Below are 14,927 nucleotides of genomic sequence, written 5' to 3' on the forward strand. Positions count from 1 at the left end.
TATATGAGTAAAATTGCAACATTAATAACTAATATGTTCGAGGATTCAGAGTATACGGAGCCGGCAACATCCTTCAAGGAAGCTGGCCATGAAGTAGTAACAATTGAACTCGAGGCCGGCAAAACGGTGACAGGCAAACAGAACAAAGCTGAGGTTAAGATTGATAAAGGCATTGATGAGGTTTCTGCAGGTGATTTTGATGCTTTATTTATTCCTGGAGGATTTTCTCCTGACCAGCTGCGCGGTGATGATCGTGTTGTTGCGTTTACAAAAGAATTTATGGACAGCAAAAAGCCAGTATTTGCAATCTGCCATGGTCCGCAGCTGTTAATCACAGCAAAGACATTAGAGGGCAGAAATGCTACCGGGTATAAATCTATCAAAGTCGATATGGAATATGCTGGTGCAACATATAAGGATGAAGAAGTTGTTGTATGCGGCGGACAGCTTGTAACAAGCAGAACGCCAGAAGATATTCCTGCTTTCACAAGAGAATCATTAAAGCTGCTCGAAAAATAAAGGTTTTTAAAAAAAGTGCCTGTTAGTTTACTAGCAGGCATTTTTTTTCGTTTTTGCTTATAATCTTGATAAAGATATGCAATAAAGAAAATAATAACATGCAGCTAAAAAAGGAGAATATTATTCATGATTGTACTGAAGTCAATGAGAGAAATCGAAAAGATGAAAGCGGCTGGCCGAATTTTAGCTGCCTGTCATAAAGAGATTGCAAAAATGATAAAGCCTGGGATTACTACAATGGAGATAGAAAAGTTTGTTGAGGGTTTCTTAAAGGAAAGAGGTGCTACGCCTGAGCAAAAGGGCTATCGTGATTACCCTTATGCCATTTGTGCAAGCATTAATGATGAGGTTTGTCACGGATTTCCTAGAGAGGAGGAGCTAAAGTCTGGTGATATTATCACAGTTGATATGGTTGTGAATTTACATGGAGGCTTGGCTGATTCTGCGTGGACATACAAGGTTGGAACAGTATCTGATGAAACGGAAAAGCTGCTGGAAGTTACAAAAAAGGCTTTGTATATTGGAATTGAGCAAGCGAAGATTGGCAACAGGATTGGTGATATTGGCGCTAGCATTCAACAATATGCAGAAGAAGAGGGATACTCTGTTGTAAGAGATTTCATCGGCCATGGTATTGGTGCTGTTATTCACGAAAAACCTGAGGTGCCTCATTTTGGCGAGAAAGGTAAAGGACCGCGAATTAAAGAAGGCATGGTTTTCACCATAGAGCCAATGATTAATATCGGAGCATATCCTGTCAAAATGGACGCAAATGGCTGGACTGCCCGGACAAAAGATGGTACATACTCCGCACAATATGAACATACAATAGCCATAACGAAGGACGGGCCGATTATCCTGACAGACCAGGAAGAAGGTATATAAAAAAGAGAAGGATAGCCTTCTCTTTTATTTTTTGCGGAGATTTCCCAATTCTTCTGCTAATGCTTGCATTTCATTCGGGCTGAAGGAATCTCTTTTCATGATATGATCATAAATTTCCTTCAGTTCTGTATACATTTCTTCATCGAAATGTGTTGGTTTAATCGCTCCAAGGTTCAGTACTTTCAGTTTTTCTTTTATTTGTTCAATCATGTATTCCACATTTTCAGTCGATTTAACATCTAAATTCAAAAGATATCTCTCCTTTATGCAGGCCTTGATTCATATTTAATCTATGTCCCACTTTTTTTTCTATCTTTTCATGTGTAAAGAGAAATGTCAATTTAATTTTGCCTTTTCAATTGGAAGTAAATTACGATAAGCTAAAAACAAAACATCTAAATGAAATGATGTATGTTCTAAATAAGTTGGAGGGAAAATAGGATGGAAGTTCGTGTGTTATTTATTTGCTTAGGAAATATTTGCAGATCACCAATGGCAGAGGCAGTATTTCGGGATCTTGTAAAAAAAGAAAATTTGCAGGACAGCATTACATGCGATTCAGCAGGAACTGGTGGATGGCATATTGGTAATCCGCCGCATAGAGGTACAAGGGAGATTCTAAAAAAGAATCTAATAAGTGATGCAGGAATACTAGCAAGGCAGCTTCATACAGCTGATTTAGAAAGCTTTGATTATTTAATAGCGATGGATAACAGCAATCGTGAAAATATCAGGCTTCTAAATGAGCAGCTCGAGGAAAATAAAGTTCATTTGTTGATGGATTTTGCCGAAATTCGGGTATATGATGAAGTGCCTGACCCTTATTATACAGGCAATTTCGATGAGGTATTCCAGATGGTAACGGTGGGCTGTCAAGGCTTGCTTCAGGATATTAGAAGTAAATACCATTTGTGATTGCCGCTAACTCTTAAAAGGAAGGAAGATGCATAATGGCACAGCTTAGCTTAGTAAAAGGACTTTTATTGGGCGGTTTGATAGGAGCTTCGTTGAGTATGCTTGATAAACGGACAAGGAAGGCTTCCGTGTACAATATGAAGCGCTTAACGACTTCAATCACTGACTTTGACACGATGTCTTCGAGCATTACAGAAACTTCTGAGAAGGTGAAGCAAACAGCAGAGAAGGTCTCCAATGATGTGGCTTTCATTTTGGATAAGGTAGAAGAATTGAAAGAAGTTACACCGACAATTGCAAGCATTGTGAAAGAAACGAAGGAAGCATTTACTACTGAGGGTACTCAGGAAGAGTACAAGCCACAAGGTTTGACTTCCAGCACGCAGTATTTGCCGCAGTATACACACTAAACAGCTTATATGCCTAGTGAGGGGATAAATGCTGATAAAAGGTTTGTCCTTGCATGAAGTAGGGGAAAAGAACATTATTAGCTAAACCGATATATAGGCAGGTGGAGTTTTATGGGAGAGGCAATGGGCTTTGTTAAGCAGCTGGCAGTAAAAATAAAAAATGATGATGTATTTGATTTAGCGGCACAGCTCGCATATTACTTTTTGCTGTCGATCTTTCCGCTGATCATTTTCATGATGACGTTATTGCCGTATTTACCTATCACAAAGGATGATTTATTAAACTTAATTTCAACCTTTGCTCCAGGGGAAAGTATGGATATTATTGAAACAAACCTGGAGCAGGTTCTGAACAGAAATGGGACATTGCTGTCCTTTGGTATCATCGCAACAATCTGGTCTGCTTCAAATGGTTTAAATGCTATTATCAAGGCATTTAATAAAGCTTATGAAGTAGAAGAAACACGTTCCTTTATCGTTGCAAGAGCGATGTCTGTTGTACTGACATTAGGTATGATTGCTGTAGTGGTTATTGCACTGCTGCTGCCAGTATTCGGCGAACAGATAGGAGTGTTTTTATTTTCTCAGTTTAGTTTATCGGATGAGTTTTTAAGTGTTTGGCGAGCACTGCGATTTTTAGTGACTCCAGTAATTTTATTCATTGTATTTTTAGCATTATATTGGGTTGCACCAAATAAGAAAATCACTTGTGTGAGTGCTGTTCCAGGCGCTATTTTTGCATCAGTGGGCTGGGTTGCAGTTTCATTAGGCTTTTCTTTTTATGTAGGCAACTTCGGTAATTATTCGGCAACATATGGCGGGATTGGCGCCATCATTGTATTGATGATCTGGTTTTATTTGACAGGCATCATTATTATTATCGGCGGTATCGTTAATGCCATTTTCACAAGCCGTAAAAAGAAGCCTTGCTAAACTTGGCATACTTTACAGTGCTAACCGGTTTTTACCTATCATAAAAGCTGTTCGTCATCACACACTAAGCTTGGGGAAACTATTACTGAAGAGGTGATAACGAATGGGCAAAAAGACTAAACAAAACAGTAAAAGTAAGCCGAAGCATAAAACATCTGGTTCTTCAAATGGACAAAATGGTTATCACTAAATAAGTAAAGGCAGCCAATTGGCTGCCTTTTTTTAGCCTCTTAAAAGACGGAGGCTGTTTAATATAACAAGAATGGTGCTGCCTTCATGGCCAATCACCCCAAATGGAAGGTCTACTGCTTGAAGAAGATTTGATATTACAAGCAGCATAATTACAGATATCGAAAATATAATGTTCTGCTTAATGATAGCATTCATTCGTTTTGACAATTTTATCGCTTCAGCAATCTTTGGCAAGTCATTTTTCATTAAGACAATGTCAGCTGTTTCAAGGGCAACATCTGTGCCGCCACCCATGGCGATACCAACATTTGCTGTCGCTAATGCCGGGGCATCATTGATGCCGTCACCGACCATCGCCACAATCGGATAACGCTCCTTAAGGTTTTTTATATGACTAACCTTTTGTTCAGGAAGGCATTCTGCAATATATTCCTGAACATGGCTTTCTTTGGCGATTGTATTCGCTGTTCTTTCATTGTCACCTGTAAGCATGATAGTATGAATTTGATAGTCCTTTAATAATTGAATGGCAGCTTTAGCCTCTGTTCGGACAATATCCTTTAAGGCGATGCAAGCGATAATCTCATCTCCAGCTTTGACGAACACAACGGTTTTCCCACTCTCTGACAACTGATTAAAAAGAGTAGGGTTAAAGCTTAGAGCACTGTCTTGACCAACAAATTCTGCCTTCCCGATTTTCCATTCTTTATCGTCTAGTTGTGCAGTTACACCAAAGCCAGACAGATTTTGAACACTATCAAGCGTAAGGAGCGGCTTATTGATGGTTGAGGCAGCTTTTTCGACAATTGCTTTTGCAAGCGGATGAGTAGAGTGATTTTCAATACTTGCAGCATACAAAAGAATTTCTTCCTCGGAATATCCTTGTTTAACGTGGATATCTGTTACTGTAGGCATTCCTTTTGTAAGTGTTCCAGTTTTATCAAAGGCAATAGCCTGCACTGCACCTAAAGTTTCTAAATGAATGCCGCCTTTAAATAATATTCCGTTTCGTGCTCCGTTAGATATAGCGGATAAAGTAGCTGGCATGATGCTTGCAACAAGGGCGCAAGGGGATGCGACCACAAGAAGAATCATTGCTCTGTAAAATGTTTCATTCCAGCTCCAGCCTAGTACGAAATGAGGCAGGAACATCATAATAACAACAATGCTCAAAACGACCTTAACATAAGTGCCCTCAAACTTTTCAATAAATGCTTGCGAAGGAGACTTTTCACTCTGCGCTGACTGAACTAGAGCGATAATCTTTTGAAAGAGTGTCTCATGTGCATTTTTCGTAATTTCTACTGTGATAGAGCCGCTTATATTCACTGTTCCCGCAAAAACCTCATCAGAGCTGTCTTTTGTAACAGGCAGTGATTCCCCCGTAATTGCCGCTTCATCAATAGAAGTTGTTCCAGATAATATTCTTCCATCAGCCGGCACTCTTTCACCTGGTTTAATCAATATTCTGTCATGGATGGAGAGTTCAGCGACAGGAATTAATTCTGTTGTACCGTCAGTATTTAATTTCCAGGCTTTTTCAGGCTGTAGATCCATCAATGCAGATATTTCTTTATGACTTTTATTCATCGTGTATGTTTCCAGTGCTCCGCTAACTGCAAAAATAAAAATAAGAATGGCACCCTCTGTCCAATAGCCAATTATCGCAGAACCAACTGCAGCAAAAACCATCAGCATTTCCACATTTAATTCCTTATTGGCAATGGTTTCTTCAATGCCTTCTTTTGCTTTAGCAAAACCGCCGATAATAAAGGCGAGCACATAGGAGATAACAGATAATGTTTGTTCCTCCTGATGGGCCATAAACCACCCAGTTAAAATGAGTAGACCGCTTATACCTGCCGCAATTAGTTCAAGATGCGGCATAATCTTTTCGGAAAATAGGGAAGGTGATTCAGAACCCTTATGTGCAAGTGGTTTCGTTTCCGTCAACATATTTATTCCTCCTTTAGTTTTATCATCTGTACATGAGAAAGATAATCAGCTTCATTACCCTTAAAAAACACGAAAGCTGCCACCTGTATAGGTGACAGCAAAATTTATGCAGGCTCTCATATAGAAAAATAGAGGTTCCTGCTGTTCGTTACTATTTAGTTATTCCTATCCTAACATAAAACGGAAGCACTTGGTATACTTTTGCCTTAATTTGGGACTGAATTTACTTCTTTCTGGATTTTCTGACTGCCAGAAATAAAGATGATTAAGCCTAGGATTAATAGCATTATGCTTATGACGATGAAATAGCTAAGATGATTCACATATTCTATAAACAGTCCGCCTAGATAAGGGCCTGTCAGACTGCCGATGCTGAATGCCATCCCGCACAAAAGATTTCCTGTCGGCAATAAACTCGACGGAACTAAATCAGTCATATAGCTGACACCCAAAGAGAAGGTAGAGCCTACTGCCATACCTGCGGCAAACAGACAGATAGCGAGACCAATAAAGGTATGTTCCACCATGCTTGCTGTCAGGAAGCAGGCAAAGCCGACAAAAAGGATTGTAACTAAAGTTCTTCTTCTGCCAAAACTATCACTTAAAATACCAAGGGGAAACTGAAACACAATCGCTCCTATCGCAAAGCAGGTTAATAAAATAGAGATTTCAGAAACCTCAAAATTTAGTCTGAGTCCGTAAACAGGAAAACTTGAATTTAGGCTTGATTCCAGAAAACCATATGCAAGCGGTGGAAGAAAAGCAGCCCAGGCATATTTTAAAGCAGCAGAAAAACGGGAAATCGTCTCTTTGAAGTTATTAGCTTCAGCTGTCTGCTCAGGGAAATCGTTCTTTAAGAACAAAGTGAAAATCCACGCTGTGAAACAAAGAGCAGATGAAAGCATAAAAGGAAATGCTTCATTTACTTTCACTAATGGTGTCATTAGTGGTCCTACGGCGAATCCAATTCCAAAGAAAACTCCATATAAGGAAATATTCCTGCCTCTGTTCTTTTCAGAGGATACAGTAGTGATCCATGTTTGTGTAGCGAAATGGAGAGAGTGGTCGCCAATGCCGATAAATAGACGCAGTAAAAACCAAAACCAGAATGTTTTCCATAGTGGAAACAAAGCCAAGGAAATAATGACGAGCAATCCGCCGAAAACGATAGCTGGTTTGTATCCGTATTTGCGAAGCGGGTATTCCATAAATGGTGAGATGAGCAGGATGCCGATATATAAGCCTATCGCATTTAATCCATTCATGCTGGAGGACAGGCCGTCATTTTCAAAGATGACAGCAATCAGCGGAAGCAGCATTCCTTGACTAAAGCCAGAGATGGAGACAATGCTGATTAAAATCGCAAATTTATTTTTAGTCATTATGTAAAATACTCCTTATGGTGGTAGAAAAAATTTAGTATCCCTAAATGATGGTAACTTAAAAAGGGAAGTATTGGCAACAAGAAAATTATCCCTATAATGAAGAAAAAGCTGCCGCAGAATTTGCGGCAGCTTTCTTATCTTATTACAGCTCTAAAACCTCTGCTTTAGAACTAGAATCAGCGAAATAGCGGATTTTTTGCGGCTTCAAGTGGAGCAGCACATAATTTGGATCATCTGGACCGCCCAGCCATTTGCTAAGCTTGTCACTCCAATATTTTTCTTTTTTCTCTTTAGAATCTTCAATTGTAGCTGTTGCCTCAATTTCACAGTAGGCACCAGAAAATCCAGCATCCTGAACACCAAGCAGTATATGGACATTAGGGTTTTGGCCGAGATCATCGACTTTATGTGTTTCCTTATTCGTTGCTGTATAAAGAGTCAATTCATCGTGAAAGAACAGCATAAACCGGCTGTACGGCTTATCGTCTTGTATGGTTGCCAATGTGCCTATTTTGTGATTATCGAGCAGTTCCAGTATTTTTGATTGTAATGCGTCATTCATTATAAAAAAACTCCTTTCCATTCTTAGTTAGTATGGGTGGTTTGTCTATATTTTATATACCCTATTATCTATTGAAAAAAGCTGATTTTGTTGGTATATTATGGAATGGTTTAGATAAAGCTGAAATATATTGGTCTGTAATGCGGATTATAAAGGAGTATTACAGCCTAAAAAGAGGAGAAGTTTTTAAAAAATGTTTAGGAAATTTATAAACAGGGGAATGTTAATTGTTAAAAATAAAAGGAGTGGGGAAAATGGTGAATAAAATCTTTACCGTGGCAGTCCTCATCGGCGTTCCAATATCTATTATTGGTTCTTTGCTGCACTGGCCGAGTATTGTAATGTTTATCGTGTACTGTCTAACAATCATTGCCCTCTCTAGCTTTATGGGAAGAGCAACTGAAAGTTTAGCAATTGTCGCTGGACCGAGAATCGGCGGGCTGTTGAATGCCACGTTTGGAAACGCAGTCGAACTGATTATTGCAATTTTTGCTTTGAGAGAAGGACTGACAGAGGTTGTTTTAGCTTCCTTAACAGGATCCGTTCTTGGAAACCTGCTTCTTGTTGCAGGGCTGTCATTCTTTATTGGGGGCCTTAAGTACAAGGTCCAAACATATAATGTGTTTGATGCAAGACATAATTCTGGCTTGCTGATGTTTGCTGTTATCGTAGCCTTTGTTATTCCAGAGGTCTTCTCCGTATCAATGGATGACTCAGAAACCTTAACGTTAAGTGTGGGAATTTCCATTATCCTTATTTTGTTATATTTAGCAGCACTATTCTTTAAGCTTGTTACACACAGGGGAGTATACCAATCTGAGAACAAAGAAGGTACAGAAAGCAGCCATCATGAGGAGCCTGAGTGGACCGTGAAGCGCAGTGTCCTAATACTTGCACTTGCCACATTAGCGGTAGCCTATATCTCTGAAAATCTTGTACATACATTTGAGATTGTAGCTGAATCATTCGGATGGTCAGAGCTGTTTATCGGGATTATTATTGTCGCGATTGTCGGAAACGCGGCAGAGCATGCTTCGGCAGTGCTTATGGCGTATAAAAATAAGATGGACATCTCTGTTGAAATCGCAATCGGTTCAACCTTACAGGTTGCGATGTTTGTGGCACCGGTGCTTGTACTGCTGTCCCTTTTATTCCCGACAAACTTGTCCCTTGTTTTTAGCCTTCCAGAATTAGTATCCATGGCATCAGCTGTACTGCTCATGATTATTATATCGAATGACGGAGAAACAAACTGGTTTGAAGGAGCAACATTGCTTGCTGCCTACTTGATTATGGGAGTAGGATTCTACTTGTTGTAAGTTTTTTCGCCTAAATAAACAGAAAACCGTCCAGCTTTCTTTACAGCTGGACGGTTTTTTTTTAGAAGGCATTCTCCTTTAAGTTTAAATGAAAAGATAAGTATATAATTGTGTGCTTATGTGTTCTGGGACAAAATCAAGTCGCTTCCATTAAGACCACCACCAATTCTTTTTAAGTAGACAATACTGTACATACTAAACTGATGCTTTGCCAAAAATGGTCTATCCTCCTTTTGTGATAAGCGATTTGATTAGCTGCCCTCCTTTTGTTTGATAAGCCTAGTATAATATAAATTTAAATAAATGTAAATATTCTGATAATTTATTTTTTACATTTTTGTACAAGTTTGCTGTGACGTGCGCATAAGTATAAAAGACGAGCATTAAAACGGGAGGGGAGTTAGGAGAATGGCGATGGTTTACCGCAGTCTTTTTTATGGTATCGGACTATTGATTTTGTCATTCGGCGCGACATTGACAATCAAGGCAAACTTAGGGGCAGGGCCATGGGATGCTTTAAATGTAGGCTTGTCAGCACTGTTAGGTTTGACAATTGGCAGCTGGATAGTTATTATCGGCATCTTGCTGATATTTGTCAATGCACTTCTATTGATGAGAAAACCTGAGCTGCTGTCATTATTCACCGTGTTCATTTTAGGTTTTTTCGTAGATTTTTGGATGGCGCATCTTACGAATGTCTTTAATTATTTTCTTTTCCTTAATCAGCTGCTTCTGCTTATTGCTGGACTCGCTATTATCGGCTTAGGGATTGCTACCTATTTGCAGGCAAGCTTTCCGCTGAATCCGATTGATGAGTTCATGGTCAGCCTGCAAGAGCGATTTGGACTTAATATCATGGCTTCCAAGCTGATCGGCGAGGTTTTGGCATTAGTATTTGCTTTTTTAGTCAACGGACCAATTGGGGTCGGAACAGTGATTATTGCTCTTGGAATCGGACCTGCCATTCAAGTGTTTCATCCGCTTTGCTGTGGAATAATGGACAAATTAGCGCTTAAATAAAGATATGCAAAAAATTGTTTTTGACAGGAAGCATAATCTAGGCGAACTCCGAAAAAAATAACAGTAAATATTACTGTTATGTTTGAAAGGAGTTCTTTAATTTGTTGAAACGAATTGGTATTATTCTACTAGCTTTTCTAATGATGCTGCCTAACATTGCGCCAGCATTTGCAGAAAAACCGAAAGACAAGCAAGATATGCCAAAATCAAAACTGGTTGCCATTCCGAATTCAGCTATGAACATCACAAAGGAAAACACATATCCGAATCCTTCGCAGGACTTGCCGAAGCTGCAGCCGAGTGAGCTGACACAGACGCTTATTGATTCTTCAAGGGTGAAAATTGAAAATCCTGACTTAATTCGCATGCTGAATGAGACAACGGTCAACAGCACACCATTTGCGATAGGATATAAGGCGATTGTCTATTTGGGTCAATGGCCATTAAATTATGAATCAACAGAAACAGCCCCTAACTGGGAGTATCAAAAGATAAACACAAACTTTTATGACAACAGAGGCGGAAAAGCGCCATATCAAATACACTATGTGCAAGAGTCTCAGAAAATCATCAGAGGCGGCCTGACTGCAAAAATTCCGAATGCAGAGGAAGTCAAAAAAATGATGATGCTCAAAGCAATGCAGAACTCCGGGCTGCCGCTTGCTTTTGAAACAGTGATAGGAACTGGCACGAAAAAAGACCAGATTTATAATATTCCTGCCAAAAGATTAGGCTATTTATATGGATACGCACCTGCTGTGAATGAAAAAGGAAAGGTCACTTATGGAGAAGTGTATTTAATGCTGAAGGGCGGAAAGAAATCAATTGTCGTTAAAAATGTAACGTCCCAAGGTATTGGTGCATGGATTCCAGTTCAAGATCATGTTTCCTTCGGATTTGTGGCTAGCGAAAAGCCGAAATAAAAAAAGTGAGCAGCATTAGTTCAGACTAATTAGCTGCTCACTTTTTTAACGTTGAATTAATGCTGCTTTTTTCGAGAAATCAATATCTCGGTAATAGCTGTTTTTAACAAGCACATTTGGACCTAAACATTGCACACTTGGGCAGTGGCAGTTAAGGGAAGAGGCTAAATCTGTTGCCAGCCATTTTTGGAATATATCTTCCAGGTTATCTGTTTGAATATTACCTAATGGTGGTGTATCCCCAAAGTCTGTAACGATAACATCTCCTGAGAAGATATTAACATTCAGACGGGAACGGCCGTCAGGATCGTTGCGGACAGTAACATTTTTACTTGCATACAGGCGTTTCAGCAGCTCTTGATCTTCTTTTGTACTGCTGCATGGATAAAATGGCAGTGTTCCAAACAGCATCCAGACATTTTCATCTCTTATGTCTAGCAAGTGATGGATGCTTTGACGCATTTCCTCCAGTGTTAATGTTTCCATCGTTGAAGCGAAATCAGATGGATACATTGGATGTATTTCATGGCGTTGACATTTCATCTCATCAACAATTTGACGGTGAATATGCTCTAAGTAAGGAAGTGTCTGTTTATTCAGCATCGTTTCTGCAGAAACGACCACACCTGCTTCCACTAATGCCCTGCTGTTAGTAATGATATTTTTGAAAAGTTTGCCTCTTTGTTCGTAAGACGGCTTTCTTGCCATCATCGCAAAGCCTCGTTCAGCAAACTCCTCTTCCGTACCCCAGTTATGAGATATATGCAAAACATCTAAATATGGAATGATTGGTTCATATCTGTCAAGACCTAGTGTCAGATTGGAGTTAATCTGTGTCTTTACACCTCTGCTATGGGCATATTTGAACAGCGGAACAACATAGTTTTCGACAGATCTGCGGCTCATCATCGGCTCACCGCCTGTGATGCTCATAGAGCGGAGATGAGGAATCTCATCAAGTCTCTTTAAAAGCAGATCAATCGGCAATGCATTCGGGTCTTTCGGCTGAAGTGTGTAGCCGACAGCACAATGCTCACAGCGCATATTACATAATGTTGTTGTCGTAAATTCTATATTGGAGAGTGTCAGCCCTCCATGCTGAGTTATATCCATATAAGCTTCCCAAGGATCATTCTTAGGGTTTACAATCGGATTTTTTTGAGAAATCATGATATTGCTCCTTTAAAAAAATTGCGAAATAAAGCGCCCGCTTGTTTAAGTATTCATTAGACGGGAAAAGACAAGTAATGATAATAAAAAGGGAGATGATCTTATGTCTAATGAAAACAAGGGAAACAGTAAACTATTGGCTGGAATCGTCATTGGAAGTGTCATTGGGACAACATTATCCCTCATGGACCGTACAACAAGGACAAATGCTAAGGTGAAAGTGCAGCAGTGGAAGGAATCAACCAACCAGCTTGTGCATGAGCTGAGAGAAAACCCTAGTCAGGTAAAGCAAGATACTAGTGAAAAACTGCATTATTTAAGTGATACAATGCGAGAGGTTATGAATGACAGCCAAACAATGTTTCAGCATATTCAAAACACAATCAATGCAAGGACACAAGATTTAAAAGAAATAGCAGGCGATTTCAAGCAGCTTTACTTTCAATCGAAACGCCAATATCAGTCTATCCAACATAAATTGCAACAGACAAAAGAACAGATTGGCATGAACGGAAACTCATCCAGTGACAATCAGCTGTTGCCAGTAGTCGCACAGGACCACTCCCTGATGGAAAGGGAAAAGGCTACCCTATAATTATGTGAGCAGACGCACGTATAGTATAGTTTAACATAAAAAAAGTCACCTATAATGCCTATAGGTGACTTTTTTTAGAAAGGAAAGAGAAGCACAGGTGTAAAATCAGCGGAATTGAGCAAACATATAGAATAGAGGAAAAAGATTGCCGGAAGCTAATATTTTCGGTACGATGGATATGAGAGTGAAAGGAGAGATTTTTGTTGGGCAGTTCGATTACAGACAAAAATGAACAAGTTGATTTTTTAAAAACGAGATTAAATATGTTTCTTGATGTATTGGATGCGATTGATCCAGAAGAAGCGGAGCTTGAGGATATTGACCGCTTGATTGAAATGATTGACGATATTGAATCGAAATGCAATGAATTTAAACATAGAGACATTTAATTAGCGAAGAGCTCCAGTTGGGGCTTTTTTTGTTAGTATTTATGTAAACGATTTCATTACACTGTTCACAAACTCCGATGTAAGAGTATAATTTAAGAGAAAGATCGTTAAAAGGGTTGAGGGGGAGAAAATTAGTGAATATCAAGAATTTAAACACAAGCATTTATCAGTTGATTGAAGAAACATCCACAAATCTTCCAAAAGATGTCCGCCGGGCTATTAAAAAGGCAGCGCTAAGGGAAAACGCAGGAACAAGATCGGCAATGAGCCTTGATACAATTCAAGCCAATATAGGCATGGCAGATATGGAAATATCGCCCATTTGCCAGGATACCGGTCTGCCTACCTTTAAAATTAAGACACCAGTCGGTACAAATCAGCTTGAAATAAAAGCTGTAATCTATGAGTGCATGGAATTGGCGACACAAAGGGGGAAGCTTCGCCCGAATTCTGTTGATTCACTGACAGGAGATAACAGCGGCAACAACCTAGGAGCAGGAACGCCTGTTATTAAGTTTGAACAATGGGAAAAAGACTACATAGACATTGGCCTTATTCTTAAAGGTGGAGGCTGTGAAAACAAGAATATCCAGTACAGCCTGCCTTGTGAGCTTGATGGTCTTGGCCGAGCTGGCAGAGACTTGGACGGTATCCGTAAATGCATCCTCCATTCTGTTTACCAGGCCCAAGGGCAAGGCTGCAGTGCAGGCTTTATCGGTGTCGGCATCGGCGGCGACCGCTCAAGCGGCTATGATCTGGCTAAGGAGCAGCTTTTCCGTTCCGTAGATGATATCAATGAAAACGCAGAGCTTGCAGCCTTAGAAGAGTATATTTTGGAAAATGCTAATAAGCTTGGAATCGGTACGATGGGGTTTGGCGGTGAAACAACCTTGCTTGGCTGCAAGATTGGTGTGATGAACCGTATTCCAGCAAGTTTCTTTGTCTCTGTCGCTTATAACTGCTGGGCATTCCGCCGCTTAGGAATTAAGATTGACGCCATATCAGGCAGTATACTTGCGTGGAAATATGATGATGGAGAGAAAATAAACTTTGCAGGCAAACAAGAAGCTGATTCACAAGAAGAGGATAAAGTTATTAAGCTGACAGCACCAATAACAGAAGCAAAAATCCGTTCCTTAAAGGTCGGCGATGTAGTTGAAATCAGCGGAATGATGTATACAGGCAGAGATGCAATCCATAAATATTTGAGCACAAACGATTCACCAATTGATTTAAATGGACAAATTATCTATCATTGCGGTCCGGTTATGCTTAAAAGTGAAGATGATGTATGGCATGTAAAGGCAGCAGGACCAACAACGAGTATTCGTGAAGAGCCGTATCAAGGCGATATTATGAAAAAATTCGGCATCCGAGCTGTTATGGGTAAAGGCGGAATGGGTCCCAAAACCTTAAAAGCATTAGGCGAGCATGGCGGTGTTTATTTAAATGCAATCGGCGGAGCTGCTCAATATTACGCTGACTGCATTAAGTCTGTTCAAGGTGTTGATCTGATGCAATTCGGCATACCGGAAGCAATGTGGCATCTTCAAGTCGAGAATTTTCGTGCCGTTGTAACAATGGATTCACACGGCAATTCCTTGCACGAGGATATAGAGAAGTCATCATTGGAAAAACTTTCTCAGTTCAAGGAAGCTGTCTATAGTTGATTGTTTAATTTACCAATCATACTCCCTCTGTCACAACAAATAATAAGCTTAGATAGCTTATAAAGGAGGGAGAAAGGTGAAGCA

General features: G+C 39.8%; 16 protein-coding genes. 11 read left to right on the plus strand and 5 right to left on the minus strand.

The window, feature by feature from the left end; translation table 11 throughout:
* The first annotated feature begins 3 nt into the window (after positions 1-3).
* Both M3600_RS13215 and map read left to right on the plus strand, forming a co-directional pair.
* The gene (locus M3600_RS13215) at positions 4-519 is read left to right on the plus strand and encodes a type 1 glutamine amidotransferase domain-containing protein (protein WP_237940683.1); all 516 of its coding nucleotides are present in this window, start codon (positions 4-6) and stop codon (positions 517-519) included.
* Positions 520-645: 126 nt separating this feature from the next.
* Positions 646-1,404 carry a type I methionyl aminopeptidase gene (map, locus tag M3600_RS13220; RefSeq protein WP_233316316.1) on the plus strand — a complete coding sequence of 253 codons (759 nt, stop codon included), beginning with the start codon at positions 646-648 and terminating at the stop codon, positions 1,402-1,404.
* 24 nt (positions 1,405-1,428) lie between these two features.
* Here the strand turns inward: map and M3600_RS13225 are convergent, their stop codons facing one another.
* Positions 1,429-1,653, minus strand: a complete 225-nt coding sequence (locus tag M3600_RS13225; RefSeq protein WP_233316317.1) for a DUF1128 domain-containing protein — start codon at positions 1,651-1,653, stop codon at positions 1,429-1,431.
* Positions 1,654-1,845: 192 nt separating this feature from the next.
* On the opposite strand from M3600_RS13225, the gene M3600_RS13230 reads away from it, so the two are divergent.
* The 3 genes from M3600_RS13230 to M3600_RS13240 all read left to right on the plus strand — a co-directional run bounded on the left by M3600_RS13230 (position 1,846) and on the right by M3600_RS13240 (position 3,662).
* Entirely contained in the window at positions 1,846-2,319 is a 474-nt protein-coding gene (locus M3600_RS13230) for a low molecular weight protein-tyrosine-phosphatase (protein WP_233316318.1), read from the plus strand.
* 35 nt (positions 2,320-2,354) lie between these two features.
* Positions 2,355-2,729, plus strand: a complete 375-nt coding sequence (locus M3600_RS13235) for a YtxH domain-containing protein (protein WP_251646338.1) — start codon at positions 2,355-2,357, stop codon at positions 2,727-2,729.
* 111 nt (positions 2,730-2,840) lie between these two features.
* Positions 2,841-3,662 carry a YihY/virulence factor BrkB family protein gene (locus M3600_RS13240; RefSeq protein ID WP_233316320.1) on the plus strand — a complete coding sequence of 274 codons (822 nt, stop codon included), beginning with the start codon at positions 2,841-2,843 and terminating at the stop codon, positions 3,660-3,662.
* Positions 3,663-3,884: 222 nt separating this feature from the next.
* On the opposite strand, the gene M3600_RS13245 is transcribed toward M3600_RS13240, so the two are convergent.
* The 3 genes from M3600_RS13245 to M3600_RS13255 all read right to left on the minus strand — a co-directional run bounded on the left by M3600_RS13245 (position 3,885) and on the right by M3600_RS13255 (position 7,757).
* Positions 3,885-5,810 carry a heavy metal translocating P-type ATPase gene (locus M3600_RS13245; protein ID WP_285854787.1) on the minus strand — a complete coding sequence of 642 codons (1,926 nt, stop codon included), beginning with the start codon at positions 5,808-5,810 and terminating at the stop codon, positions 3,885-3,887.
* A 206-nt stretch (positions 5,811-6,016) separates the two neighbouring features.
* Positions 6,017-7,192 carry an MFS transporter gene (locus tag M3600_RS13250; protein WP_251646340.1) on the minus strand — a complete coding sequence of 392 codons (1,176 nt, stop codon included), beginning with the start codon at positions 7,190-7,192 and terminating at the stop codon, positions 6,017-6,019.
* Positions 7,193-7,337: 145 nt separating this feature from the next.
* Entirely contained in the window at positions 7,338-7,757 is a 420-nt protein-coding gene (locus M3600_RS13255; RefSeq protein WP_197974718.1) for a pyridoxamine 5'-phosphate oxidase family protein, read from the minus strand.
* A gap of 254 nt (positions 7,758-8,011) precedes the next feature.
* Between M3600_RS13255 and cax the strand changes: the two genes are divergently transcribed.
* From cax to M3600_RS13270, 3 genes are all read left to right on the plus strand, one after another.
* Entirely contained in the window at positions 8,012-9,076 is a 1,065-nt protein-coding gene (gene cax / locus M3600_RS13260) for a calcium/proton exchanger (protein WP_192486428.1), read from the plus strand.
* A 408-nt stretch (positions 9,077-9,484) separates the two neighbouring features.
* Complete coding sequence (locus tag M3600_RS13265; RefSeq protein WP_192486427.1) at positions 9,485-10,096, plus strand: YczE/YyaS/YitT family protein; 612 nt, start codon at positions 9,485-9,487, stop codon at positions 10,094-10,096.
* 197 nt (positions 10,097-10,293) lie between these two features.
* The gene (locus M3600_RS13270) at positions 10,294-11,019 is read left to right on the plus strand and encodes a YfkD famly protein (protein WP_396953811.1); all 726 of its coding nucleotides are present in this window, start codon (positions 10,294-10,296) and stop codon (positions 11,017-11,019) included.
* 45 nt (positions 11,020-11,064) lie between these two features.
* Here the strand turns inward: M3600_RS13270 and yfkAB are convergent, their stop codons facing one another.
* Entirely contained in the window at positions 11,065-12,189 is a 1,125-nt protein-coding gene (gene yfkAB, locus M3600_RS13275) for a radical SAM/CxCxxxxC motif protein YfkAB (RefSeq protein WP_192486426.1), read from the minus strand.
* A gap of 103 nt (positions 12,190-12,292) precedes the next feature.
* Here yfkAB and M3600_RS13280 point away from each other — a divergent pair, with 103 nt between their 5' ends.
* The 3 genes from M3600_RS13280 (at position 12,293) to M3600_RS13290 (ending at position 14,843) form a co-directional block, all read left to right on the plus strand.
* Positions 12,293-12,784: a YtxH domain-containing protein gene (locus M3600_RS13280; RefSeq protein WP_192486425.1), complete on the plus strand. Its 492-nt coding sequence runs from the start codon at positions 12,293-12,295 to the stop codon at positions 12,782-12,784.
* 203 nt (positions 12,785-12,987) lie between these two features.
* Positions 12,988-13,173: an SE1561 family protein gene (locus M3600_RS13285; RefSeq protein WP_192486424.1), complete on the plus strand. Its 186-nt coding sequence runs from the start codon at positions 12,988-12,990 to the stop codon at positions 13,171-13,173.
* Between the two features lie 134 nt (positions 13,174-13,307).
* Positions 13,308-14,843, plus strand: coding sequence for a fumarate hydratase (locus M3600_RS13290; protein ID WP_311315910.1), 1,536 nt, complete (start codon positions 13,308-13,310; stop codon positions 14,841-14,843).
* The last annotated feature ends 84 nt before the right edge of the window (positions 14,844-14,927 follow it).

This window comes from Niallia sp. MER 6 (assembly GCF_023714395.1).
Classification (GTDB): Bacteria; Bacillota; Bacilli; order Bacillales; family Cytobacillaceae; genus Niallia.